Annotated in this window: 26 protein-coding genes, 1 tRNA gene and 1 pseudogene; 10 read left to right on the forward strand and 18 right to left on the reverse strand. The window is 43.3% G+C overall.

Annotated features, from left to right (window positions below; translation table 11 throughout):
• Positions 1 to 75: 75 nt before the first annotated feature.
• The gene (locus B212_RS0123465) at positions 76 to 645 is read right to left on the reverse strand and encodes an SF0329 family protein (protein ID WP_019913598.1); all 570 of its coding nucleotides are present in this window, start codon (positions 643 to 645) and stop codon (positions 76 to 78) included.
• Between the two features lie 88 nt (positions 646 to 733).
• A complete protein-coding gene (locus tag B212_RS0123470) occupies positions 734 to 1,723 on the reverse strand; it encodes a tRNA dihydrouridine synthase (RefSeq protein ID WP_019913599.1) in 990 nt (329 codons plus the stop codon).
• A gap of 264 nt (positions 1,724 to 1,987) precedes the next feature.
• On the opposite strand from B212_RS0123470, the gene B212_RS0123475 reads away from it, so the two are divergent.
• The gene (locus B212_RS0123475; protein ID WP_019913600.1) at positions 1,988 to 2,965 is read left to right on the forward strand and encodes a phosphotransferase enzyme family protein; all 978 of its coding nucleotides are present in this window, start codon (positions 1,988 to 1,990) and stop codon (positions 2,963 to 2,965) included.
• A 273-nt stretch (positions 2,966 to 3,238) separates the two neighbouring features.
• Here B212_RS0123475 and B212_RS35820 read toward each other — a convergent pair.
• Positions 3,239 to 3,343 (reverse strand): annotated as a pseudogene (locus B212_RS35820) (DNA-binding transcriptional regulator); the annotation flags it as partial.
• Between the two features lie 38 nt (positions 3,344 to 3,381).
• Entirely contained in the window at positions 3,382 to 3,951 is a 570-nt protein-coding gene (locus B212_RS0123485) for a TetR/AcrR family transcriptional regulator (protein ID WP_019913603.1), read from the reverse strand.
• 149 nt (positions 3,952 to 4,100) lie between these two features.
• Between B212_RS0123485 and B212_RS0123490 the strand changes: the two genes are divergently transcribed.
• The 3 genes from B212_RS0123490 to B212_RS0123510 all read left to right on the forward strand — a co-directional run bounded on the left by B212_RS0123490 (position 4,101) and on the right by B212_RS0123510 (position 8,711).
• Positions 4,101 to 5,042, forward strand: a complete 942-nt coding sequence (locus B212_RS0123490; protein WP_019913604.1) for a ketopantoate reductase family protein — start codon at positions 4,101 to 4,103, stop codon at positions 5,040 to 5,042.
• A 771-nt stretch (positions 5,043 to 5,813) separates the two neighbouring features.
• Complete coding sequence (locus tag B212_RS0123505) at positions 5,814 to 7,652, forward strand: HSP90 family protein (RefSeq protein ID WP_019913606.1); 1,839 nt, start codon at positions 5,814 to 5,816, stop codon at positions 7,650 to 7,652.
• Positions 7,653 to 8,711 carry a hypothetical protein gene (locus B212_RS0123510; RefSeq protein WP_019913607.1) on the forward strand — a complete coding sequence of 353 codons (1,059 nt, stop codon included), beginning with the start codon at positions 7,653 to 7,655 and terminating at the stop codon, positions 8,709 to 8,711.
• A 778-nt stretch (positions 8,712 to 9,489) separates the two neighbouring features.
• Here B212_RS0123510 and B212_RS0123515 read toward each other — a convergent pair.
• The gene (locus B212_RS0123515; protein WP_019913609.1) at positions 9,490 to 9,966 is read right to left on the reverse strand and encodes a hypothetical protein; all 477 of its coding nucleotides are present in this window, start codon (positions 9,964 to 9,966) and stop codon (positions 9,490 to 9,492) included.
• 552 nt (positions 9,967 to 10,518) lie between these two features.
• On the opposite strand from B212_RS0123515, the gene B212_RS0123520 reads away from it, so the two are divergent.
• The gene (locus B212_RS0123520; RefSeq protein ID WP_019913610.1) at positions 10,519 to 10,803 is read left to right on the forward strand and encodes a hypothetical protein; all 285 of its coding nucleotides are present in this window, start codon (positions 10,519 to 10,521) and stop codon (positions 10,801 to 10,803) included.
• 97 nt (positions 10,804 to 10,900) lie between these two features.
• On the opposite strand, the gene B212_RS34720 is transcribed toward B212_RS0123520, so the two are convergent.
• From B212_RS34720 to B212_RS0123540, 4 genes are all read right to left on the reverse strand, one after another.
• The gene (locus tag B212_RS34720; protein WP_019913611.1) at positions 10,901 to 11,548 is read right to left on the reverse strand and encodes a hypothetical protein; all 648 of its coding nucleotides are present in this window, start codon (positions 11,546 to 11,548) and stop codon (positions 10,901 to 10,903) included.
• A 66-nt stretch (positions 11,549 to 11,614) separates the two neighbouring features.
• Positions 11,615 to 12,424, reverse strand: a complete 810-nt coding sequence (locus B212_RS32280) for a S8 family serine peptidase (RefSeq protein WP_019913612.1) — start codon at positions 12,422 to 12,424, stop codon at positions 11,615 to 11,617.
• A gap of 271 nt (positions 12,425 to 12,695) precedes the next feature.
• Positions 12,696 to 12,953: a glutaredoxin family protein gene (locus tag B212_RS0123535; RefSeq protein ID WP_019913613.1), complete on the reverse strand. Its 258-nt coding sequence runs from the start codon at positions 12,951 to 12,953 to the stop codon at positions 12,696 to 12,698.
• 421 nt (positions 12,954 to 13,374) lie between these two features.
• A tRNA-Cys gene (locus B212_RS0123540) sits at positions 13,375 to 13,446 on the reverse strand.
• Between the two features lie 137 nt (positions 13,447 to 13,583).
• On the opposite strand from B212_RS0123540, the gene B212_RS34725 reads away from it, so the two are divergent.
• From B212_RS34725 to B212_RS0123550, 3 genes are all read left to right on the forward strand, one after another.
• Positions 13,584 to 13,805: a hypothetical protein gene (locus tag B212_RS34725; RefSeq protein ID WP_156830197.1), complete on the forward strand. Its 222-nt coding sequence runs from the start codon at positions 13,584 to 13,586 to the stop codon at positions 13,803 to 13,805.
• Positions 13,806 to 14,007: 202 nt separating this feature from the next.
• The gene (locus tag B212_RS32290; protein ID WP_019913614.1) at positions 14,008 to 14,547 is read left to right on the forward strand and encodes a sigma-70 family RNA polymerase sigma factor; all 540 of its coding nucleotides are present in this window, start codon (positions 14,008 to 14,010) and stop codon (positions 14,545 to 14,547) included.
• The gene (locus B212_RS0123550; protein WP_019913616.1) at positions 14,547 to 14,801 is read left to right on the forward strand and encodes a helix-turn-helix domain-containing protein; all 255 of its coding nucleotides are present in this window, start codon (positions 14,547 to 14,549) and stop codon (positions 14,799 to 14,801) included. Before B212_RS32290 ends, B212_RS0123550 begins: the two co-directional genes overlap by 1 nt.
• A 693-nt stretch (positions 14,802 to 15,494) precedes the next feature.
• Here the strand turns inward: B212_RS0123550 and B212_RS0123555 are convergent.
• A complete protein-coding gene (locus B212_RS0123555; RefSeq protein WP_019913617.1) occupies positions 15,495 to 15,686 on the reverse strand; it encodes an NUDIX domain-containing protein in 192 nt (63 codons plus the stop codon).
• Positions 15,687 to 16,133: 447 nt separating this feature from the next.
• Between B212_RS0123555 and B212_RS0123560 the strand changes: the two genes are divergently transcribed.
• Positions 16,134 to 16,889: an alpha/beta hydrolase gene (locus B212_RS0123560; RefSeq protein WP_019913618.1), complete on the forward strand. Its 756-nt coding sequence runs from the start codon at positions 16,134 to 16,136 to the stop codon at positions 16,887 to 16,889.
• A 117-nt stretch (positions 16,890 to 17,006) separates the two neighbouring features.
• On the opposite strand, the gene B212_RS0123565 is transcribed toward B212_RS0123560, so the two are convergent.
• From B212_RS0123565 to B212_RS0123590, 6 genes are all read right to left on the reverse strand, one after another.
• Entirely contained in the window at positions 17,007 to 17,471 is a 465-nt protein-coding gene (locus B212_RS0123565) for a CDI toxin immunity protein (protein ID WP_019913619.1), read from the reverse strand.
• 247 nt (positions 17,472 to 17,718) lie between these two features.
• Positions 17,719 to 18,258, reverse strand: coding sequence for a hypothetical protein (locus B212_RS0123570; protein ID WP_198015883.1), 540 nt, complete (start codon positions 18,256 to 18,258; stop codon positions 17,719 to 17,721).
• Positions 18,259 to 18,601: 343 nt separating this feature from the next.
• Positions 18,602 to 20,158, reverse strand: a complete 1,557-nt coding sequence (gene rlmD / locus B212_RS0123575; protein WP_019913621.1) for a 23S rRNA (uracil(1939)-C(5))-methyltransferase RlmD — start codon at positions 20,156 to 20,158, stop codon at positions 18,602 to 18,604.
• Positions 20,159 to 20,360: 202 nt separating this feature from the next.
• Positions 20,361 to 21,254 carry a diacylglycerol kinase gene (locus B212_RS0123580; protein WP_019913622.1) on the reverse strand — a complete coding sequence of 298 codons (894 nt, stop codon included), beginning with the start codon at positions 21,252 to 21,254 and terminating at the stop codon, positions 20,361 to 20,363.
• A gap of 259 nt (positions 21,255 to 21,513) precedes the next feature.
• Positions 21,514 to 22,284, reverse strand: coding sequence for a sirohydrochlorin chelatase (locus tag B212_RS0123585; RefSeq protein ID WP_019913623.1), 771 nt, complete (start codon positions 22,282 to 22,284; stop codon positions 21,514 to 21,516).
• Positions 22,285 to 22,287: 3 nt separating this feature from the next.
• Positions 22,288 to 22,578: a YerC/YecD family TrpR-related protein gene (locus B212_RS0123590; protein WP_019913624.1), complete on the reverse strand. Its 291-nt coding sequence runs from the start codon at positions 22,576 to 22,578 to the stop codon at positions 22,288 to 22,290.
• A 429-nt stretch (positions 22,579 to 23,007) separates the two neighbouring features.
• Here B212_RS0123590 and B212_RS35100 point away from each other — a divergent pair, with 429 nt between their 5' ends.
• Positions 23,008 to 23,559 (forward strand): hypothetical protein, encoded by a 552-nt coding sequence (locus tag B212_RS35100; protein WP_019913625.1) that lies wholly within the window; start codon positions 23,008 to 23,010, stop codon positions 23,557 to 23,559.
• A 52-nt stretch (positions 23,560 to 23,611) separates the two neighbouring features.
• Here B212_RS35100 and corA read toward each other — a convergent pair whose 3' ends face one another.
• Both corA and B212_RS0123605 read right to left on the reverse strand, forming a co-directional pair.
• Positions 23,612 to 24,571, reverse strand: a complete 960-nt coding sequence (gene corA / locus B212_RS0123600; protein WP_019913629.1) for a magnesium/cobalt transporter CorA — start codon at positions 24,569 to 24,571, stop codon at positions 23,612 to 23,614.
• A gap of 132 nt (positions 24,572 to 24,703) precedes the next feature.
• Complete coding sequence (locus B212_RS0123605; protein ID WP_019913630.1) at positions 24,704 to 25,693, reverse strand: inorganic phosphate transporter; 990 nt, start codon at positions 25,691 to 25,693, stop codon at positions 24,704 to 24,706.
• Between the last annotated feature and the right edge of the window lie 13 nt (positions 25,694 to 25,706).

Consider the following 25,706-nt stretch of genomic DNA (forward strand, 5'->3'; position numbering starts at 1 on the left):
ACTGCCCTGGCTAGCCTAGACAAACAGAAATGCCCTCTCAGTGAAGAGAGGGTGATCATTCCCAGGTATCGTACTTCACAACGTACCACACCGCAACTCATAAAAATACCGCACAATCGGATGCTTTAACTCCATCTTATCCGACATTTTTAAAATCCGCTGTTTCCCAACCCTCTTGTCCAGCAGCGCCAGTATATTCATTAAGATTTCATCGCTCTCTAAACTTTTCTCTATAGAAGTCGTTAGAAACTTATTAGCGTCAACGATAAAATTCGATTTGCTTAATGCAGCCTGTGCTGCCAAAAGTTCTTTTGCATGTTCTGTACTTTTTCTGCTTCGGGCCATCACTATTAGGCGATCCTCTGGCACTGGTCCTTTGGTAGCTTTTCTGACCGCTTCAATTTCATCATTGCTGACAGGAATTTGGATACCTGGATCATTCTTAATTTCCAGTTCTGTTTGATACCATCTGATCGGGTTCGTTTTATCACTCATATTGAGCACGTTCTTTTTATCTACCGTAATATAACAAATCCCTGATTTATCAGGCAGATAACGGTAACCGGGTGCGCGGTATTCTACCCTTCCATTTAACGCAGGACAGAGAAAGCTCTCCAGTTGTTGCTTCAATTTGCTCCAGGACATGTAATCCCCTCCATCTAAAAACAGAGGAAAGGCTTGCTGGCTCCGGGTTTGCCCCCTCCCCATTCATCCGATCCTCAATCTTGGCAGCTTACTCCCCACGCTCCTCCGCCCCATCAGGCTCCTTGCTTCCAAACTCATCAAGCAGCGCACGCACTTCACTTGTTGACTTCGTGTTCATTAAGGTATTTCTTAATTCACTTGCCCCTCGGAATCCGCGGACATATATTTTAAAGAATCGTTGAAGTGGGCTGAACGAACGTGGTGCCTGTACTGAGTATTTATCATAAAGGTCCAGATGCAACCGCAGCAGATCAAGCAATTCGCTACTACTGTGTTCCTTCGGCTCCTTCTCAAAGGCAAACGGATTCTGAAAAATACCGCGCCCAATCATAATACCATCCACACCGTACTTTTCTGCGAGTCTCAGGCCAGTCTGACGGTCTGGGATATCCCCGTTAATGGTCAGCAGTGTATCGGGGGCCACCTCATCACGCAGCTTTTTAATCTCCGGGATCAGTTCCCAGTGAGCATCTACCTTGCTCATTTCCTCGCGTGTACGCAGATGAATGGACAGATTCACAATGTCCTGCTGCAAAATATGGGTTAACCAGCCGCGCCATTCGTCTATGTCACTGAATCCGAGCCTTGTTTTTACACTGACGGGCAGTCCCCCGGCTTTGGCGGCCTGAATGATTTCCGCTGCGAGTTCGGGACGGCAGATCAGGCCGCTTCCTTTCCCGTTCTCTGCTACATTTGCTACAGGACAACCCATATTAATATCAATGCCTTTGAAGCCTTCTTTGGCCATACCGATGCTCATTTGACGGAAGTATTCCGGCTTATCTCCCCAGATATGAGCTACAATGGGCTGTTCATCCTCTGTAAAAGCCAAACGCCCGCGCACAGCATGGTTGCCCTCCGGGTGACAATAACTCTCTGAATTCGCAAACTCCGTAAAAAACACATCCGGTCTGCCCGCTCTACTTACGACATGGCGAAAGACAACATCCGTCACATCCTCCATAGGCGCCAGTATAAAAAACGGCCGTGGTAATTCACGCCAAAAATTGTTTGTCATATCAAAAACCTCTCTATGCAATATAAAGCAAAGTATATCATAACCCCGAGAGTAGCATACTCACCCGATAAATTCAAAGAAGAGGATACGCCACCGACTCCACATGGGATGAGTGCTGACGGTAGAATAAACTAAGCTGTGGCTGTATTTACCCTTTGAACAAGAACTAAGCAGTTAAAAACAAATATAATCAACTATTACATATTTTCAATAAATAAATGCGTTATTATAATTCTATACAATGTAACAAGGAGAGATTTGGATTTGAATAAAAATTTGAGTATCGCAAAGGAAGCATTAAATAACTACTCAATAAGTTGTAAATCGATTGATTTTATTGGGCAAAGTGCGAATACGATCTATAAAATAACTGACCTGGAAAGCAACTGCTATAGTCTTCGCTTACATATATCAAAAAGCGAAACCCTTGAAAGTGTTTGGACAGAACAGGAAGTGATTCGTTCAGAAATGGTTTGGCTTCACTCCTTAACTTTGGATACAGATTTAACTCTACCTTCACCAATTAAGAATATCCACGGGGAATTCATTACAGACGTAAACAGCACACAATGCACTTTAGTAAAATGGGTCGAAGGTGAGCAGAAGCCATTCATTACTACATTAGATGATGCTGAATACATAGGCGAGATGATAGGTAAATTACATAAACAATCATCGAATTGGAAAATCCCAAGTTTATTTGAACGTCCTACATTTGATGGCTCCCGTATATTGCAATCACTTGGCAAGCTTAAAGAGCAAGCTAATGCAGGGTTGCTTAATGCAGATGATACAGAACTTCTTCAGAATGCAGGTCAACGAGTCATTAAAATGATGAATTCTATTGAAATAACATCCAGCAATTGGGGAATGATTCATGCCGATTTGATTCCAAGTAATTTTGTGTTTCATGGAAAAGAAGCGAGACCCATCGATTTTGGTGCTTGTGGTTTTGGTTTTTATTTATTTGATCTTGGCTGGACGTTTTCATATATTCATCCTTCATTCAGAGACCAGCTACTTAAATCATATTCTCAATATCATTCGTTACCAGATCACTATATTGAGCTATTAGAAGGTTTTTTTATTGCAGGGCAACTTGAAACCATGAATTTTTGGCTGGGTCTACCAGACTCGCAGGAATGGTTACCAGGCCATATTGGTAAATTAGCCAGTAGAGAATTTAATTCCTATGTAAACAATGAATCGTTCCTCTTCAACGGTATACCCTATTGGGAATAAACTGTCTATTCTTTACTCCCTCACCAGCACCGCCGCGGAGGTGGAGTCTTTTACATATCCGATCATTATCTTCCGCCTCGCTACCAGTAACTATTCTCGCGCTTGTGCTTAATCCCATATATGCATACCTTCGCTGTATCTTCATTAACCTCAAATACCAGAATGTTCTGATAGAGTCCAAGCCTTCCGTCCATCCTCGAATTCCATTACCTTTGCCTGTAAGTATTCAAGTCCGCCTTCTCTTCCATACACACGCCCTTGCTCACGGTCTTTGATTACTTCAAATCCGGCTACATGATGGCTTAGTAACCATTCCTGCTCCTGATTCGAATACATTTTCAACTTGGATGTTGCACTCTCTAGTGCCTCACTCAAAGGATGTCGGATAGTGTATATAATCCCATCTTGATCCGCTTTTACTGTTTATTGACCGGGCCAAAGATATGAAACGGTGTTATCCCATTTGCGAATAGGCTATCTATCAGCTTGACCAATTCTTCCGACGATAAATCTTTGTCATTGCGTATCCAAAGGCGAAACAAAGATATTAATGTTGATATATAGAACTCAATCAGGTATGGCGTTAAGATATCATTTGTTGGAAGGTCCACAATCAATCTCTCAAAGGGAATTTCTCTTTTCAGACGTTCAACAAAATGAACAGAACCATAGTCACCCAAGAGGGCTTTTAGGACTGAAATTTCTTCTGTATTTTCCAAGCATTGAAGTGCATCTTGGAAAGTATGCGTAGAAAGCTCCCTGCTTGCCATTTCCTCGTTAATGGATTTCAGAATACTCTCTTCAACATAGTCCAACAGCTCATAGATATCTGTAAAGTATTGATAAAATGTACTGCGGTTATATCCTGACTTGTTAGCAATCTCTTGAATAGATATTTTCTCAATGGGTTTGTGGCTATATAAATCACAGAACACATTTATAAATGTTTGCCTGGTTTTGTCCGTAATTTCAGGTTGCTTGTTCATTATTTTCCTCCATTTTCTGTTCAATACATTATCCGACAGATATTAAAAATCTGATGGTTGATGACAGTATAGTGAATACATACAATATCATTATACAACACGTTGTTTGATCATCAACAAGGATTATCAATTATTTTTGGGAGGCTAATATGAGAATTTTATTCTTCGGTAGAGGTGTAATATCGACCCAATATGCTTGGGCTTTTGAACAGGCAGGGCACACAGTTGAGTTTTACGTTAGAAAGGGGAGAAAAGAAACCTTCGGAAGCACTATAGAGCTTGAAATGTGGGACGCACGAAAAGGGAAAAAGCTGATACAAGAAAGCTGGAACGTCAAACTACATGAGGAGTTGCTTCCAGATTATGATCTCATTATCGCCAGCGTCAACACGGAACAACTTCCGGAAGCCGCACAATTCCTATCCACTGCTGCAGGAAAGACCCCTATCCTCATATTCAATAACCTTTGGCAAGATTTGAAATCATCTATCGCACCATTATCAATGAACAATGTTGTCTTTGGCTTCCCCGGAGCAGGAGGCGGCATAGCGGACAATAGGCTTAGAGGCGGCTTTTTGAAAATGATATTTCTTGAAAAACCGCGGGCAGGCACTGAGCATACTAACCAATTGGTCAAAGATTGTTTTGAAAGTGCCCATTTTAAAATTAGTTGGGTAAAGGATATGCAAAACTGGCTGTGGAATCACTTTGCCATGAATGCAGCTATGGAAACCGAGGTGTTAAAACGGGGAAGCTTTCCAGCACTCATGAACCATAGGGACTCATTTGCAAATGTTGGGTTGAATATGAGGGAAATGATCCCTGTACTTAAAGCAAGAGGTGCAAAGCCTGATGCCATTTCTCTCTTGTTGACTAAAATTCCACCAGCACTTCTCGGCATACTTTTTAACAAGGTTATTTTTGCAAAAGGCAGCTTACCGCGACTTTTTGTGGAATACAACAATAGTAAAGCAGGCTTTGCGGTACTTGAAGTTGTGAGAGAAGCAAAAAAGTTAGGCATACCTTTGCCCCGTCTTACGATGGCATTTGGGAACACTGAACTGCATATCACGAAGCCTTCAACCCCTTAGAATGCTTCGGATTACCCATGAGTTTTTCCAATGTCTATTCTAAGGGGGCACTCTAAACCAGATGTCTTCTTTCATCCTTGATTTGCAACGAGCTTAGCCACGTTCAAGCAAAGCCACCGATCCCACATGTGTGGAGTAAGCACAATCAACACATCCATTAACAATGAACGGGGAGCCTCGGCTCAGCGGCAGCTTATTCAACAAATGAAGGTCCGGTACGGACTCATAAGGAGAGCAGAACCTCACTTTCTGGCAATTTCCGCAGAGGCAGATTGGCCTCTGTTTTTTTTGCTGAGGAGAACCCATGCGGTAATAGAAAAAAGTACAGGCGGCGCCTGCCATAACGAGCAGCAGCACCAGCCTTACGGAGACGGCGGGCTTCGGCGTGGCCTTAATGAACGCCTCTATTTTAATAACATCAACTTTTTATATTGGGCTGGACGGCTTCATTCAAAACCTAAGCTCAACTACTGGGAGGTTTGTTATCCATGACCGGTGCGCTCACCATTTGTACAAAATATGCCTGCTCCGTGCTGAACAAGTCCGTACCTGATGCGGATGTGCTGGTATATTAATTTCCCCTCGGACTTTTCCAAGTCAAGCAAAATTTCGTTGTCCATCGTATCATTTCCTGGAAAACGCGCGGTTTGGAAATATCTGTTTCTGGAAAAGAAGCATTTGGGTAATACATAGTGCAGCATTCGCTTACAAACGGTCTGTTGTTGGCATGGAGCACAAGAAAAATAAATAGTACAAGATAGGAGAACAAGAATGGAGAATCCAAACCAGGATACATATCGCTTTCAGGTCAACTTAAGCGGTATGATCAACATTTTGTCTAACCATTTGTATAGCAGTCCGAAGGTATTCCTCAGGGAGCTGCTGCAAAATGGTATAGACGCAATTACTGCACGGCAGGATTATTCTCAAGGTGGATACGAAGGCAAGATTCATGTCGAAATAAGCGGGACCTCCACTGGAGCTACCTTATTGGTAGAAGATAACGGAATCGGGTTAAACGAGGCGGAAATCCATGAGTTTCTGGCGATGATCGGACAATCCTCCAAGCGGGGTGAAGACTTTCTCCAGACCAACACCTCTTTTATCGGACGGTTTGGCATTGGACTTTTGTCTTGCTTCATGGTAAGTGACGATATCGTCATGGTCACACAATCTGCTAAGGGCGGACCTGCACTGGAATGGCGCGGGAAGCCGGACGGAACCTATACAATTCGCAAGCTCGAAGGGGTGTATGCTCCTGGAACCAAGGTTTTTTTGCGTTGCAAAGAAGGCTCCGAGTCTTACTTCGAGGAAGACAATCTGCAAGAATGGCTGTTTCATTATGGAGCTCTGTTGCCTTATCCCATTCAATTGGTGTCCGATGGAAACAATCGCTTAATTAATCCGCTCTCCCCGCCTTGGGTTAAAGATCCGCAACTGGCCCGGAAGCATCAAGGGGAGGTGCTGGCCTTTGGCAAGCAGGTGCTTGGCGAGACGTTCCGCGATTTCATTCCTCTGCACACCTCCTCGGGCCGGACGGGCGGCATCGCCTTTATCCTGCCGCAGGCGGTGAACCTGAGCGCCAAACGCAATCACCGGGTGTACTTGAAGCACATGCTGGTCTCCGAAGCCGCCAGTAATATCCTGCCGGACTGGGCGTTCTTCGTCAAATGCATGATCTGGACCGATGAGCTGCAGCCGACCGCTTCCCGGGAGCATTTCTATGAGAACGTCCAGTTGGAGCAGGTGCGGGAAGAGCTCGGGAACACCATTCGCCAGGAATTGATGCGGATGGCGGAGTACGATCCGGATCGCCTGCAATCCATCATTTCCCTGCATGCCTTATCCATGAAAGCCCTCGCGGTGGAAGATTCGGCATTCTACTCCATTATTCACGAGTGGCTCCCGTTTGAGAGCACCTTTGGCAGGAAGCCGCTTGGCGAGTTGAAGCAGCAGCCTCCCCTTTACTTTACGGCTACTCTGGACGAGTACCGCCAGATTACCCATGTGGCTTCGGCCCAATCCATGCTGGTGGTGAATGGCGGTTATATTTATGATGCCGAGCTACTGTCTCTGCTGCCGCTAATTGACCCGGATGTGCAGACTGAACGGTTGCTGCCTGAGGAGGTCTCGTTATCCTTTACCGATATTACACCTCAGGAGCGGCTGGACTACTATGAATCTGTAAGATTGGCAGACAGTGTGCTGCAGAAATTCCGCTGCCAGGTGCAACTGCGCCGCTTCAAGCCAGAGGAGATTCCTGTGCTATACACACTGTCCCAGGAGTCCGCTCAGTGGCGTGTTATGGAGGCGGCCAAAGAAGTGAGCACCGACGCCCTGTCCTCCGTGCTGGGCAGTCTGGGTACTACGCTAGAGAATGCGGCATACTCAACGCTCTACTTCAACCTGGATAATCCCGTCATTGAGCGGGCATTTCGTTCGGCACACCGGGCGATGCTGCCGTCCATTGTCGAGATGCTGTACTGCAATGCGCTGATGATGGGACATTATCCGATGAACCAGCAGGAGATCGGGCTTTTGAACAAAGGCATTATTCAATTTATTGATTGGGGTATGACGGCCATTCATTCCACAGGAGGACACGAATAGATGAATCTAACCGAGATGAGTTTCGAAGATTTAATGGAAGAAGCCTATGAACTGCCAGGAGGAAAGGCTAAGCTGGAGCTGCTGGAGCAGGCGGTACGGGTAGCAGATGCCGCAGGAGATCTCGATCAGGGCTATGAGGCCCGCAGCGAAATCGTAGAGACGGGCAGCTTCTACGGCTATCCGATGAAGGCGCTGGTGGCCTTTTCCTGGCAACTGGGACAATATGACAAAAATCCGGACCGGTTTGATTATTACAGCCTGCTGTGGTCCTATAAGTGGGTTCTGGATCGCATCACTGCTTTTGCAGATATTAGCCGCGTCCAGATTGAGAACCTGCTGGAGGACATGAAGACACGCTTTGCGGCCGAGGGCTACAACAGCCGTACCTATCACTACTATCGGGCGCACATCTTCGCGGAATTAGGGGAGCTGAACGTCTCTCAAGCAGAATGGGACATTGTGCAGGCCATGGATCGGGATGAGATGAGCGATTGTCCGGCCTGTGAGCAGCACCACCTTGTCGAGTTTCTGGCGAAGCGGGGAGACGACGAAGCAGCCGTGAAGGCAGCCGAGCCGATTCTTAAAGGTAAAATGAGCTGCGGCGAGGTGCCGCATGTGACCATCACTAAGGTGCTGTTCCCCCTCCTGCGGCTCGGCCGTCAGAAGGAAGCGGATAAGCTTCAAAAGAAAGGGTACAAATTGGTAAAGGGAAACCGCGACTTTCTATATCACCAGGGAGAGCACATTGGTTACCTGACTTTGACCGACCCAATCAAGGCGCTGGAGGTCTTCGAAGAGTATATTGCCTCCTCTCTCGATCATGAGAACCCGGTTGACCGGATGATATTCAACGCTTATTCAGCCAAGCTATTCCGCCAACTGGCGGTAGAATCCATCCGGTTTCAGGTCAAGCTTCCGGCAGGGCACCCGTGTGAGCACCAGTCCGGGGAGGTAGCGTCGCTTGCGAGACATTTCCAGCAAGCCGCTCTCGCTACAGCGGACAAACTGGATAAGCGAAACGGTAACGATTACTATACTACACTCCTGCAAAGATTGTAGACTGTGTTCCGAATGGCATCTTCAATAAAGGACAGGCGCAATAGGAGAAGGGCCATCCATTCTTGCTGTCTGAATTGATTAAGACCGCGAGAACATCAGTAATGATGCTTATGCTAATCTTTGGTTCGCTTATCGCAGCGCTGCTGTCCAGTAACTCCAATAGACCGCCCTCCCGGCAAAGGGGGGCGGTCTATTAGTCATGTCCTCTTATTGAGGCCCAGGGCCTTGCATAAAGGAATATCATTCTGTATTATTTCAGCTCCAGTAAAGCCACCGACTCCACATGCATCGTATGCGGGAACATGTAACACTAGGATGTGGGCTGTTGCAATCCGTAGAAACCTTGATTTGATGGGCTTTTCACCAATTCTATTCGTTCAGTATGGGCTCATTCGGATCGTTTTCGTTGATGTTTTACATTAATTTCACATCAATGTTTTGAATACATTAACCCATCACATATTACGATGATGTTTATACCTGTTCTCACAATAAAATTATTATCAATAGATTTACAGAAACCATTTCTTATTGAAGTCCCCTCACAAAGTTGAACATTAACAGAGTCGTCTAATAAATATTTATGATTTGATTTACAAATAGCATTATTTTCTGTAAAGTATCCTTTTTTCGAGATAAAAAACCACTAAAAATCATATGTTATAACTACCTTGTGTAAAAAATCTTTAAAGCCACTACCCTTTGGGGTTTGTTCGTCTTTGGATTTACTTACAAATAAAGGACGAATATTATTCGTCCTTTATTTGTAAGTATTTTTCTAGAATTTATAGACATCAATTGTGCCTGATGATCGAGTAGCGCTATATAATTGTTCTACTTTAAGTCGATATGTCGATATTTGATCCATAACGTTAAATTGAGAAGTGAAATAAGAGCTTACATTATCTTTTACCTCTACGACCATAAAGCCACCAAAATTGCTTACTCGCTCTAAAGTCACTTTGTATTGACCTGTACTCGCCATACTTAGAGTAAACTTAACAGCGTCGTATACATTATATTGGTTTGCAAGAGTGAAGGTTGATGTATAGTATGGGGTGTTAGTGTTGCTAGCGGGAATTGATTCTAGGAAAACCCTCACAGGTGCATCCATCCTTAACGGGCTAACTATCGATTGTTCATTAGTACTGTTTTTTTTAGGTGAAATAATACTACTGTCAGCAAATGCAGAAGTACTTAAAGTCAGAACAGTTAAGGCAGTGAGAGTGGTTGCTTTCATAATTTTTTTAATCACTATTATTTCCTCCTTTTTATTTTATTACATCCTTAATATTACATTAAATAGATTTTAATAGCAATTATCCTTTCCTAAAAAACGCAGACAAGTGTTGATTGAGCTCGAAAATAAGCCTTAATAAGAATTGATGCAGTACCACCAACTGAATCAAGGCATGCGATTAAATTACGATCACAATTGCATGCAAAGTATTCGTAAATGTCATAGCTTTGATCTTGGGGAGTTACAGGGCCTTCCTCTTCTAATTCTAAGTTTGGGGCGTTGTCAGCTAAAATTCTTGGGAATTTCACTACTGTTTGATCAATAAATTAGTAATTTGAGTAATTCTCTAAATAACTAGAAGTCCTTCCTACTTCCGATTCAAATCTATTATAAGGAGGGTAATCACTCCACTAATGTGAGGGACTGCCATTCGGAGTTTAATACTTGAATATCTACAGAGCTCCTCTAACGTAAACTTGACTCGGAATTTTTGGTTTTATTTTACATACAATACATTTTTGTATTATCATTAGCATAATATATAAATATATGGAGGGCGATGATGAAATGAGTATAAAAAGAAGAGCAAATCAACCATATTCAATTTATTCCGTTATATTTGGTGTTACTGTAGTTTTACTTTTTATTTTAGATTACTATGCTATAGCACCTGGTTCGTTTGGAGGTGGTATCGGCTTTTTTTCTATCGTTTTTATTAGCCCTATAGGATTAGTTTTTGGACTAATGGGCCTTAAGAATAAAAAAAATAGAAATATTGCTCTTTTGGGGATAGGAATTAATTTATTGGAGTTATTTTACTTTTTTTATACCATGACACATTTTGCCCCATAACATGATATTTCTGTTTTTCTATTGGATTAGCTCACAAAGCAAAGGACGGCTATGCCGTCCAATTATATTAAAGAAATTCATTTAAAATACTACTTTATCAGAAAACACAAACCCATGTTGATTGACCTGTAAAATAAGCTCTAACTAAGACCGCTTTAATACCACCAATTGAATCAATGCAGGCAAGCAAATTACGATCACAACCGCATGTAAAGTATCCGTAAACACCATAGCATTGATCATGAATCATGCAGCATTCGTCGAGTCTGTCTACCGGCCCAGAAGGACCGCTACAACCTGGACCACACCAGTTACCATGTATCGAACATTTATCTTGAGGAGTTACACTCCCTTCCTCTTCTACCTCTAAGGTAGGGGCATTGTCAGCTAAAATTTTTGGGGATTTTACTACTGTGTGATCATTAAATTCATAACGATACTCATATTTATGAGCCTCTTCTTGTATTTCCTGAGTTCCAACTACACTTGGAATAGGAACTCCGATTTCAGATTTGAAAGTTTCCAGATACACCAACTTGATATCTTTGTTTGAATTCGTAAATACAACGAAGTTAATATAGTCGTTATCTGAAAATTCCACCTGGTACCCTTCTGCAGAAAGATTTTCTACTGGAAGGTTTTCCTTTTCTTTCATGAACCTCTTAATCAGTACAAATTGATAATTTTTCTCTGCCTTTTCCACCAGTACGTCTAATAGGTTCTTGCTAATCGATTTTGCTAACATAGTCGTTTCCTCCCTAGGATTGTTTTGTAACACTTAGGAAAGTGAACAGTAAGACAAATAATACAACTACTTTAAAAATAATTCCTTGTATTGTTGCGTAGATATTTTAGTATTTTCCTGAAGTAGTGAAAAAGTTTCATAGAAACTAGGAGCCCTCCCTACTTCAAATTCAAATCTATTTAAAAGGAGGGCAATCGCCCCACTAATATGAGGGGCTGCCATAGAATTTCCCGTCAAATGATAATATAAGTTCATAGGAACTGCAGAATAAATTTTCTCGCCCGGTGCTAAGAAGTCAACTAGTTGTTTGCCTTGCGTTTTATAACTATATGAGCCTACAGATATTACTTGTTGATATAACGCAGGAAAGCCAGGGAAGCCATGATTTGCCGGAGAAGAAACTACAACAATGTTATTCTTAATAGCCTTTGAAATTACGCTATATAAGTCAGGGTCTTGCGTAATGGTAGAAAGAGAAATAGAAATGATTTTCACTTTGATCCCTCCATCTCCCACCCATTCAATCGCAAAATTGATAGCTTTTATAAGTTCTTTTAATGAACCTCTTCTTTTTCGATTAATTATTTTTAAAATTAGTAGACTAGCACCCGGGGCAACTCCTATCATTTTATTCGTATTGGTTCCTGCTATTATTCCACTTACATGAGTACCATGGCTTAATTGATCTGAATAATCAAAAGGGTCAAGAGAATCGTCCGAAAAGTTATATCCACCTATAATTGAATTAATTAGATCTGGATGATCCTTTTGGCAGCCAGAGTCTATAACAGCAACTACTACTCCTTTCCCGGTATAGCCTTTCGACCACAGTCTAGGGGCATTAATTTTTTCTATGCCATAGTTGAATTTTTCCATAACAAAAACCCCCTTTCTAATTTAAAGAGGGTTCTCGTTATGTTTACACAACTCTTATTTTTCATTAACTCCTTCGCTTCACTTTGTTAAAGCGATAGACACTTTTTGATTTACAGTCAACAAGTCTGTCCGACATTTAATCGTGATCGCGGTTTTTTTGCGCTCCACCATAGCTTTCGCACTTCTTGAGATTCTTTCTTTTGATCCAGTTGAGTTCCACCGTTCCCGTCTTTCCATGTCCTAATTATCTCATTTAATTCGCCCCCGCACCTTAACCTATGGGAGCATTTAATCCCAGAGCATTTTTTAACTCTTCCTTATTAAATCCTCTTATCTTTTCAATTGTATTTCCTTTCTTAATGAACGTATAAGGTACAGATTTAATTTCATTTTTCAGATTAACATCAACTATATTATCTACGGATATTTCTAAGTACGAAATTTCATTTTCTATCAGCCACATCTTCATAAGATTACAATAACTACAATAAGGACTCGTATAAACAACAACTTCAACATTCTCAGACATAAAATATCCTCCTTAGAATAGCTTAAGCTACTCATTTTTATTACTATATAGTGAGGAAAAGGTAAGAAAAAACAACCTAATAGTTGTTTTTTCTTACCTTTTCCTACTAGAAGAAATTAATCAAGCGAAAAAAACGAAACATGATTACAAGGCAAATTACAGGAGATGTGTTACATTAATCAGTTTTGTTATGGTTATTTATATTCTTAATTGCTGTAATAAGTTGGTTTACCGAGTCATCTAATTTATCAAGTTCCTCTCCCAAAGTTTGTAATATGCATCGAAGAAGAATAATACATAGTGCAACAGGAAATCCAACATTTGTTATTAATGAAACTATGTTTTCTTGATCCATGACTCTCATCCCATCTATAAAGAATCTATTTTTCTTTATAAAATATTCTTTTCCAAACCTCTGGATTGGGGATACCCGGATTCGAACCGGGGATGAAAGTTTTGCAGAATTTTGCTTTACCCGCTTGGCTATACCCCCAAACTAATTTTGAAATCAATAATAGCTAAAGTGTTAAATATTTGAAAATAGCAACCCTTAATATTTTTTTGGTTGTATTGAACGCAATTGATTTCACTTTGATCTAATAGAAACAGAACATTAAAGGAGTGATATATTTGACAAAATTAGATGATTGGAGAATTAGGCACAAATCAATTAAAATTGAACTTTTAAAATTGAGCAACAAAATTTGTGAATCTATGGATCCTGAAGATGTAATTTTTTATCAAGAAATTTGTGAAAAATACGCTTATCATTTAAAGAAAATAGAAAAATCTTGTTACAAGGAAATAGGAGTATATCTTTGTAATTGTAGTTTTAATGTTAACCAATGCTAGTAAATGAAATTAAAGAAAAAAGCCTAAATTAGCTACTTTTGTAGTTAATTGGGCTTTTTTTCATGAATATATCGAAATTATGTATACATAATATCAAATATAAAAACATACGTTCTATAATCATAGGCTTATTGTGGTTGTTATTCCAATAAGAAACAACACTATATATATATGATAATTATATATTGGGAAAGGATAAAATATGAAAATAATCAAAGAAGGCGATTACAAAGAGTTTTTTGAGCATTTAAATATGAATCCTATTATCAAGAATTTTCTTAACGACAAAAATAATTACGAATTGTTATTGTTGAATATTACTGATCCCTCTTTAAGCAACAAAATTCGATTAGATGAGGCATTTAAATCATTTTATTTTGAAATTAGATTTACTACATATATCTCATCTTTAATTCGTTTTTCTTCTATTGATTTTGATAAGAAAGAAAGAAGGCTCGAAAAAAGGATGATTTTGAATTTGGAAGATAAGTATATGACTACACAAGAGAGTTTTTCAAATGATGCCCACCTTGAGAGTATTGCTTCTAGTTCTCTTTTATATAATGGAATGCTGTTATTAACCATGAAAGAAAAGGAAGTTTTAGTTGAATCATATATTAATTCACTTTCTGATACAGAAATCGCTAAAAAAAAGAATATTTCTCAACAAGCTATCTCTAAAACAAGAAAAAATGCATTGAAAAAGTTAAGGGAATTCATGACAAGAGAGGAAGAAAAATAATGAGTAATTTGCTGGAATTAATGAAAAAAGCACAGCAAAAAGACAATGAGGCTATTGAAGAAATTATTCACAAATTTAATCCCAAAATTCGAAAATCGCTCTCTCAAACTAGCGTACAAAATCGTAATGACTTAAGACAAGAGGTAAATCTAAAAATGATTGAGGCCATTAATAAATTTGATGTTGAATCTGTTCCAGGTTTTTGGGAATTTGTTAGCAATAACGTTTATGGAAATTACAAAGAGGCAAATTAATAATTGAGTAGTAATGGATGGTAACCTCTGACTTCTACTTATGACACCAGCATTCAGATAAGTGCATTACATATTCATGAACCAGTAGCAACTTTTCTTCTGGTAACTCCATGATTATCCTAATCAATTTCTCTTTATCTATAGAGCTCGAGTTTAAGTCAATAGTCTTAAGCTTTTTACCCCCATTCCGATCCGACAAGTAAATTCATCTATTGCCTGACGGCGAACTCTTCAGCGTTGGGTTCCATTCCCCAATGCTTGTAAACAGAACGATAGTATTTTTCAAAAAGATGTTTGGCCTGCGACTCATTCAGACCAATATTTTGTTGCACTACTGAATAACCGCTTTATTATAGATTTCACTCATAAGGTTCATTTTGGATCACTTATATTCACTCCTTATTTTGAAACTGATCCGTATAATAAATAAATTTTATTGTAAATTTTAGAACATATCATTTCTCTCCTCGGTGTCTAACATACCTTATGGCTCCAATAAGTGTTACTACCAAAATTGAAAATATGGGTGTGATCTCACTCTTTCGGGAGCTATCGTATCATTTTCATCATACAAAAATTTTCCTTCAAATTCACAAAATAAATAATCAAAAAAGTCCATTCATTGGAAATTGTTTAATATTTCTAGATTCTTCTTTTGTAATCCAAGATAATGTTCCTACTTGATTATCTACTTCAAGCTCTCGAGAAAATCCCTTTTTCTTCTTTAAACTCTCTAATAATACATTCAGTTGGGGTTTCGTTATCATCTATTTTCCCAACCGGCGAAGCATAAATTTGTCCCCATTTTTCACTAAATTTAATGAATAATATTTTGTCATCTTTGAACAAGTAGCAAGCAGTTGAACCATAAAAACTCTGCATCATAAAATACTTACTTACCTCTTATTTAAAAAATAAATTTTGCATTCTACTATCATTTCGCTCTTCAGAATGAATAACCCCCTGCTACAAAACAGGAAACTCTCCGATTTTATCACGGTTTTGCTTATTATTTTGCGGGTTTATTTAGGGGATACACCACTTCTTAGAACAGTGAGCAGAACCAAGAAAAAAGGACAATGACGAAAAGACCTCCTATCGTAGAATAGTAACTACGCCAGGAGGTCCTGTTTTGTTGTGGAATAATGCAATTATTAATTCGATTAGATGTTTTGAATTCCAAATGACTGAACGGCAAAAGAATAACTACTCTATTTTCCAGACAATCTTGAGATAGGAGAGTCCGTCTACCTTACACTTGAAAACTGTCCGTCTAGTAATATAATCAAATAGTAGAAATATTTATATTAGTCGGCATCGGAGGAGTGTTGAATGAACTTTGTAAACCCACCAGCAGAATCACCTCAATTTGTTACTCATGAAACATTTTACAGCCAAGTATTAAATCACGAAATAGGGTATAACATCTATCTTCCGCCTGGGTACAAAGACTGCGGTGAAAAATATCCGGTTGCATACCACATTCACGGATGGACGGGCAACGAATCTTCCGAGATATGGCCGCTAGAAAAGGTCTATATAAACAGACGAGCCATTACTGTTTTTGTCAACGCCATTTCGTCGGAAGACAACTATTTCGATGCCTTATTGCAAATTGAATCCATCATTATTAAGGAACTGATTCCACATATCGACGGTCAGTACAGAACAGACACAACCCGTGAGAACAGAATGCTGTCAGGGTTTTCGATGGGCGGCAACATGGCGTTTTATTATGCAGTTAAGCACCCCGATCTGTTTGGTTCCGTAACCCCTTACGCAGGAACCTATCACCATCTCTATCTCAAAGAATACCGCACTGTGGGGGTAGCGCCCGAAAAAGTCATCGAGTTATACGAAGATATGATGAGAGAAGAATGGTATTTGGAGGAAAACAATATTTTATGCTTGGTGCGGAAAAATGCGAAAAAAATTCGCGGCAAACTAAAAATTGATATTCATATCGGCACAGCCGACATATTATTTTGTGATAATGAAATTTTACATTTATATTTGAATTCGTTGAATATCCCGCATGAGTACAGGAAATTCGAGGAGATTGAACACAACTTGGAAAAAATATTATAGCACTATCGATGTGTCCGGCTGACCCTACTTTTCCGAATTTCATCTTGCCGACCGCGGGCCGAATGGCCCAAAGCATGAATATGGTGTTAGCTGATGTTTCCTCTTTTTTGAATATACTTACTTGCTGCCTTTCTTTCCTATTGTTATTTCTTCTTCATGATAGTTCTCAATAATTATTCCTTCATCAAAATTAACGATCCAAGTATCAAAAGCAACAGCAATAATATCTTCAAAATTCTTTATTATATCTCCAATAGTCGTTTCCACCACCGGCAAGTTATACTCGTTCCAGATAATAAAAAAATTTTTGTTTGAAGCAATCGTATACGTATTTAGTTCTGTAATATTGTTAATAGAAAATCTATGGGGGATCGATTTCCAATCAACTCTCCCCCACTTAGAAAAGTTATATTCATCAACCATCCTCTTCACTATTTCCTTTGATTTTTCATGACTATAGATTCGAGAATCAACATCGAGTACATCTATACATTCACCAAATAATTCTCCGTACTTAATATCCTTTTTCATGTTTCTCTTTAGCTGTTCAATTCTAATTCTACGAGCGTTTTTATCTTCCATTTATCAACATCCTCGAAATTTTCTATTTGAGCATTTAGCAATTTCAGCTAACATTCCTTGTATTCACGACGCCCCACCACCTTAAGGTTCCGAAGGAACCGGCCGCGATGCGGTTAGGTGGTGCGGATGTGTCCGGCTGATTCCACTTCCCTGCTACTGAAATCGCCCTCCGAATCTTCTTCTAACCCCGATGCGTGAATATGGTGTTATGCGATGGTGCTGTCTTCTTCGAAAAATACTTATAAGATTAAACTTGAGAAGGAGTATTATGGTCTTTCCTAGAGATATAATGGCTATCATAACTAATAATCCTTAAATAAATTCTCATCAATAAGTCAAGATACTCCAGATATATCTCGCGCAATTCTTTACTTGACTTGGTTGGAATACTGCCCGTATGGAATAAAGGATTTCGAATACCACTCCGGAATTCATCATCCAAAAGTTGTTTGGGAATAAATTTTAGCTCTTTATTTACTCGACCCAATTTCTGTTGAATATTAATATCCTCATTTAAATCCGTAACAACACCACGATGAACCAGATACTTCAATAATAGATGCTCGTAGGCAATAACTAAGGTTGCTATCTTTAATTCAATATACTTTTGTTGATACAACTCCACAATTAAGTGAGTGTATTTAGCAAAACTTAGTTCGTCCATTAATTCCAAAAATCTATAATAGGACTTCTCAAAGGCAATCTTTATTCCCGATGGAATACGGTGGTTATCAATTAATATGTTCCCATGATACTTAGAGATAATTCTATCTGTAATTTCAATCATAACGACTTCATTACCTGAATAATATTTCACGATTTGAGCGAAATTTAAGTTTAGGCTCAATGTACTTAAGAAAAACGAAATATTAGTTAATATCTTAGTAATGTCATCAACTGTTTCACCATTTTTGAAATTAAAAGAAACAGTAGACATAATAGCCGAAGAAATTCGATCAGTCTTAAGTAGTTCCTTTATTTCCTTAGATTTTTTGAGTAATTTGAATTGTACTTTGGCTGAAATCCGGTGGGGTTTTACATCAGTTTTACATCAAGTCTGTTCTTCGCTATCTGTACCACCAAAGATTTTAATCTGTACCATATTAAAAATCCAAGTAAATAAAATGATTTTAACTCACTGTACCACTCTTCACCAACACCGCCACCGACTCCACATGCACCGTATGCGGGAACATATCCACCGGAGTTACCTCCACTGTCATGTACCCGCCATCCTCCAGTACCCTCAGGTCCCTCGTCAGTGTCGATGGATTACACGACACATACACCACCCGCTCCGGCTTCATTGCCAGAATCGTATCCAGTAGTCTCGGGTCGCAGCCCTTACGCGGAGGATCGACGACGATGACGTCCGGTGTGACGCCTTGCTCTTTCCAGTTCGGAATGACGTCCTCGGATGCCCCTACTTCGAACACTACGTTGTTCATATTGTTAAGCCGGGCATTCCCGCGCGCGTCTTCAATAGCTTCAGGCACAATCTCCACACCGTACACCTTAGCCGCGTGCTGCGCCAGGAACAGCGAGATCGTTCCGATGCCGCAATAGGCGTCGATGACCGTCTCATTGCCGGTGAGTCCGGCATACTCTACGGTCTTGCCGTACAGCACCTCGGTCTGGGCCGGGTTAACCTGGTAGAAGGAACGGGCGGAGATGGCGAACTGTACATCGCCGATGTAGTCATAGATAACGTCTCTGCCCCACAGGACGCGGGTCTCGCTGCCGAAGATCACGTTCGTCCGCTGAGTGTTGACGTTCTGGCAGATACTCGCCACCTGTGGAAGCTGTTCGCGGATGCTGCCGATCCAGGCATCCTGGTGCGGAATATCCCGGCCGTTGGTTACGAGGACGAGCATCATTTCGCCGGTGCGGAAGGCCTTCTTCACCACGACGTGGCGCAGGAGTCCGCGTCCGGTCTCTTCATTATAAGCGGAGATTCCGAGTTCCCTGCCGATACGCTTCACCGCAGCTACGACACTGTCGTTATGCTCATGCTGGATCAGACAAGTCTCCATGTCAACGATCCGGTGGCTGCCGCGCGAGTAGAAGCCGCCGACCAGGCCGCCTTCGGTAACGCCGATCGGCACCTGGGCTTTGTTCCGGTAACGCCAAGGCTCGTCCATACCCAGGGTAGGCCGGACGACAATGCCTCCCGTGCGGGATGCTTCAGGGCCAGCAAGAGCAGCCCGCCCGGAAAGAACCTCCCCGTCAGTTCTCTCAGCACTATCGCCATCACGAACAGCCTTAGCAAGGCTGCTATCCGTCTCGGCAATCTGCAGCTTCCCGATCCGCTGCAGGTTGTCCACCACAAGCTGCCGTTTCCACGCGAGCTGGGCGGCGTAGTCCATATGCTGTAGCTGGCAGCCGCCGCATTGGCTATAGATGGGGCAAGGCGGCGCTATGCGGGCGCTGCTTGCCTGTACCAGCTCCAGCAGCTTGGCATAGCCGTACTGCTTCTTGGTCTTCAAGACCTTGGCCCGGACCTTCTCACCGGGCAGTGCTCCAGACACAAATAAGGTAAAGCCCTCCACGCGGCCTACCCCCTCGCCTTCATGGGTCATGCCGACAATATCCAGCATCACCTCGTCGTTCTTATTCACTGGCAGATCGGCGGCAGGTGCCGCGCCTTCCCGGCGGCTCCCTCTGTGGCCGCTGCGGTGTTTACTCATTTATAGGTTCACTTCTTTCATTATCTTCACTGTAAGCTATTTAAAATGGAAAAACTCCAGCTAATTCGCCGCTCAACATCCAAATTGGAGCTTATTGCACGAATTAAATGGAGCAATTCCAACTATTGCTGCACATAGAGGCTTTTCAGCCCGTTTAGTCGGAGTTTTCCCTCTATTGAAGGTGTACCTCTGCGACTCCCGATCAGTTATTCTGCGCAAAAATCCGCAGATGCTGCGGCAATATATTGAATTTGCCGGGCAGGGTGCCCCCTAGCTCTCCGTCCAGATTAAGCTGGACATACCCCGGCGAGGTGACTTCCATAGCATCGGTGCGGAAGTAGACAACCTTCTTGTCCTGCAGATGCTCGCCGCGGATCGTCAGGCTGACGAGGCGGATGAATTCAGCCAGGTTGCATTTCTTAACCGCAATGACGTCGAACAGCCCGTCGTCGATACGGGCATCTGGCGCAAGCTTCTCGAAGCCGCCAACGGAATTGGTATTCGCGATCAGGAAGAGCATGAACTCGTCATGGATCAGCTCTTGGCCGTTCGCACGGATGTACAGCTCCTGTGGAGAGAGACTGGCCATTTTTTCAATACCCTTCAGGTAGTAAGCAAGCTGGCCCATCATGGTCTTCAGTCTGCTGGGAACCTCGTATGTCAGCTCGGTCAGTCTTCCGCCGCCGGCTATATTAATGAAATAACGGTCATTGGCTTTGCCGAGGTCAATCAGCCGCGACTCCTGGCGGAGAATCAGATCACAGGAATCCTCCCAGTTCTTCGGAATGCCCATCGCCCGGGCAAAATCATTGGTTGTTCCCAAAGGCAATATACCAAGCGGAGGCAGATTCGGCTTCTCAGCCATCCCGTTGATTACCTCATTTAATGTGCCGTCGCCGCCCGCTGCTATAATCAGATCATAACATCCGCGCTCTACGGCTTCCGCTGCCGCTGCTGTAGCATCGCCTTCCCCGGTTGTTGCATGGCAGGAAGCTTCTATGCCGCCAATATCCAGCCGTTCCAAAACATCGGCGAGCCTCTTCTTCATTTCTTCCCGACCCGAAGTGGGATTATAAATTAATCTCGCAGTTTTCATTACCGGAACGCCACCTGTTTATATGATAGATAACTTTACTGATTATACCCAATTCAGGACCCCACAAGCAATGTTGGAGACCGGAAAGGGGAATATTTCTGTGCTTCTGCAGGAGCAGCAAGCCCGCTGCGTCAGCCAAAGCATAAATATATGTATGCCTCAGCGGGTACAATAGATACCAGAAAACGCTATCTTTTATTCCAAGTGGAAACGGCTAGGCCATCATTAGAAGGACAGTATCCGTTTCAACAAAAACAACTCAGCTCTCTTCCCGCAGCCGCTCCAGCATATACCTCACCTGCTGCTCAATCCAATGCGGCAACAAGGGGTGCGGCAGCAGCGTCTGGCCCGAATAGGCGTATTGCAGACCCTGCAGCCGCCGGGGAATCACATGTTTGGTGAAATAGCCCTCACTTAAAAAGAGCGGGGCCACCAGCACCTCATAGCCTTGCTCCTTCCAGTACTCCACCTTGCTCCGCACACTGTCCGGGTTCAGCAGCCCATAATCCGCTGCCGCGACTCCGCTGATCTGGCGCACACGCTCCGCCAGCGAGGAGATGCCCTGCTGCCAGCGCTGGCGGAAGCCCTCATGCTTGCTGCCGTGGCCCACGAGCAGTATCGCTTCCCGCTGCGGATGCTTCGACAGCCCGCGCAGCTTGTCCCAGATCATGACCGCAATATCCGGGTCATCATCGACCGGATAGCCGAAATGCACCTTCGCCTTGACCGCAAAGCGTTCAAGCTCCGTCTCCTTCTCCGGCGCAGGTTTGGCTCCCAGCGCATACTCTATCTCATCGACATGCGTACTGCCGGAAGACACAAACAAGGGGATCACTAAGATATCTGTGACCCCTGCATATTCCAAGCTCTGTATGCCATCCTGAATCAGACGGCCTTCCACCAGTTCCAAGAAAGACACCGCTACGGGCAGCTCTTCTCCCAGCAATAAATGACTTACCGCCTCCTCAACCAAAGACACCCAGGCCTTGTCGCGGGAGCCGTGACTGATGATGAGTACTCCCGGCTTCATAAATTATCGTCCCAAACGTTCCAGTGTTAATTTATATCCGTCATTTCCGTAATTCAAGCAACGCTTCACACGCGAAATCGTCGCTGTGCTGGCTCCCGTTTCCGCTTCAATCTGGTTGTATGTAGAACCTTTGCCCAGCATGCGTGCTACTTCCAGGCGCTGTGAAAGGGATTGAATTTCGTTAACGGTGCACAAATCATCGAAGAAAACATAGCATTCTTCCATATTTTTCAATGTTAAAATAGCTTCAAATAATTGGTCTATACTTTTATCATTTAGCTTCTTAAGCTGCATTGATTATCATCCCCTAAAAGTTTGGTCAACATTAGCATCACTCATTAAGCATCATTGTAAAAAAGAGTTCAAAATATAGCCTAAATTTAACTTTCTTGCCTTTACTATATTGTACTGGAGCACATTTTTCAAGCATTAACGATTTCACGCTGTAAAGAACGAAAACGATGGACAAACGTCCACCCCAGGCGTACACAATTTATGCAGCTAATCACTTACTCCTCCACATTTCATAGGATTTGCCACCTTAACTATAGTACTACATAAGCACTGAAAATCAAGCATGGACACGGTTTTTTCACTTCCGAAGCTGCCGGATGGGCGTTCGCCCTTTTCCGCTGCTATCCCGGTGAACCGGGCGTTCGTCTATACCTTATGTTCGCCCATGACATACAGTATAGCAAACCACTAACGAAGGAATGTGATGTTATGCCTGATCATTACTATAATCATTCCCGCCGGAACGGGCGTTCGCTGGCCGGGTTATATCCTTCATCGCCGTATCCAGGGATTAGCGCATTTCCCCAGGCACCTCAGCCCCCCCAGATTGGGGAAGCCTCACTGCTCCCTGCAGTAGGGACCGAAGTTGCGGATACTACACTCGTTGCACCCGCTGCCGAAGCGGCAACCTCTAAGGCCGGCGGACTGCTCGGAGGACTTGGAAATCTGCCGAATATGGACCAGATTAAGGGAATTGTAGACCGGCTGGGCGGCGTAGACGGGATTGTAAGTTCTATGGGGAAAGTACAGAAGGTCATGCAGGGGTTCCAGCAGATGGCGCCTATGGTGAAGCTCCTAATGAGCAACTTCGGCAAAGGCAAGAAATCGGCAGCAGGGGAACAGGCGGCAGAGGAAGATGCAGCGCTCTACAGTCCCAAACGGCGTAAGAAGAGACGCCAGGGCACACAATCCCGCAAAAAAACGGCTCCGAAGAACCGTCGCAGATCCGCCCCTTCTTCCGTTAAACGCCGCCGCAGATAAGGCGGCGTTTAACGCTTTTAGCGAATAGTCGTTAATGGTTCTGAGTCATCAGCTACTTAAACCAGCCGCTGCGCCGGAACCAGCGAAACATCCCCACACCAAGCACCAGCATAAGCAGCAGCACCCCAAGGTAGCCATATTTCCACTCCAGCTCCGGCATGACTTTGAAATTCATTCCGTAGATCCCGGCAATCAGCGTCAGCGGCATAAATACGGTGGTGATAACCGTGAGCGTCTTCATAATCGAATTCATCCGGTTGGAGTTAAGCGAGATGTAGCTGTCACGCAGATCGGCGGTCATTTCACGGTCTACTTCAATCATATCGGTGAGCTTCAGCAGATGGTCATAAATATCGCCGAAATAGATCCGCTCTTCTCCGTTGCTCTGCACATGCTGCGAATTGACAATCCGGTACATCAGATCACGCATCGGCACAATGGTCCGGCGCAGCTTAAGCAATCTCCCGCGCACGTTAAACACCTGACCCATCAATTCCTCCACAGACTCCTTGCCGCCCTGGCTTTCCAGATCGGCCAATTCGTCCTCAAGCGTGTACAGGCTCGGGAAATAACGGTCCACCAGCTTATCCATCACCGTATACGCAGCAGCTATCGGGCCGCCCGACCAGCCCTTGCGGCTATGGATTTCCGACTTCACTAATTCCCAAGCCTCGTCCATCTCCGGCTTCTCTTGGTGGTGATAAGATACCAGGAAGCTTTTGCTGAGAAACAGGTCAATTTCTTCCGCCTCCAAGGTCTGTTCATTCAGCGCATGCAGCACGAAAAACTGGACATCCTCATAATAATCCAGCTTCGGCCGCTGCAGCACATGCATGCAGTCTTCAATCGCCAAGGGATGAAAGTGGAAATAGGTATCCAGCAGTTGCGTCTCTTCCATTGTCGGTGTGGCGAAATCCGCCCAAATCCAGGCATAGTCCGCAAGCACAATACTCTGAAGCGGCAGATCTGTTATCACCTCGCCCTTAGGTGTTACCGCCAGCGTTCGTATCATCTATGAGTCCTCCGTTAGGTCCAATATTTCATTACCGGTATTCATAATCATTGTACCGCGGTTTAGCGATTGCATACAAAAAAAGATGTCCGCAGCCGTCCTTGGCTTATCGTGACATCTCATTCATGCTGCTTAGAATATGATTTTGAAGACAATTCCCGACAGCACTGCGCTGATCGGAATCGTAATGAACCAGGTAATGACAATACGTCCGGCTATTCCCCATTTCACGGCGGAGAAGCGTTTGGCCGAGCCTACACCCAGAATAGATGATGTGATGGCATGTGTCGTACTTACCGGCAAATGCAGCAGCGTAGCCGAGAAAATAACGGAAGCGGCGGAAATATCCGCGGCGAAGCCGTTAATCGGCTCGATCTTAAAAATCTTCGTTCCCATGGTCTTGATGATCTTCCAGCCGCCGATCGACGTACCAAGCGCCATTGAGGTTGCTGCAGCAATCTTAACCCACAGTGGAACCTCCATCGTATCAAGCCGGCCCGAGGTTACGAGCGCAAAGGTAATGATTCCCATCGCCTTCTGGGCGTCGTTCGTACCATGCGTGAAGGATTGTAAGGCTGCGGTGATGATCTGCATTGAGCGGAAGCCCTTGTTCACCGTATGCGGGCTGCGTCTCGCGAAGATCCACTTCAGGATCGTCATAACGATATAACCGATAACAAAAGCAATCAGCGGGGAGAATACCAGCCCCTCGACAATTTCGATAAAGCCGTGCCATTTGATATGCTCGTTGCCTGCTCCCACATATACTGCTCCTGCGAGCGCACCGATAAGCGCATGGGAAGAGGAGGATGGGATGCCGAGCCACCAGGTAACCAGGTTCCAGATAATCGCGGCGATCAGCGTAGCTATGACGATATCTACTCCGTTGTCCAGCAGGGTGGGATCGGTAATGCTGCCGCCGATTTTTTTGGCTACACCGGTAAAGAGCAGTGCGCCAACAAAGTTCATCGAGGCTGCCAGAAGAATGGCTGTACGCGGCTTAAGCGCCCGCGTTGATACCGAAGTGGCGATGGCGTTGGCCGTATCGTGGAACCCGTTGATGAAGTCGAAGGCTAGCGCGAGAAAAATAACAAATCCTAGCACAAATAATGATGTTTCCATATTTCTAAGCCCC

The organism is Paenibacillus sp. HW567 (genome assembly GCF_000374185.1).
GTDB lineage: Bacteria > Bacillota > Bacilli > Paenibacillales > Paenibacillaceae > Paenibacillus_AQ.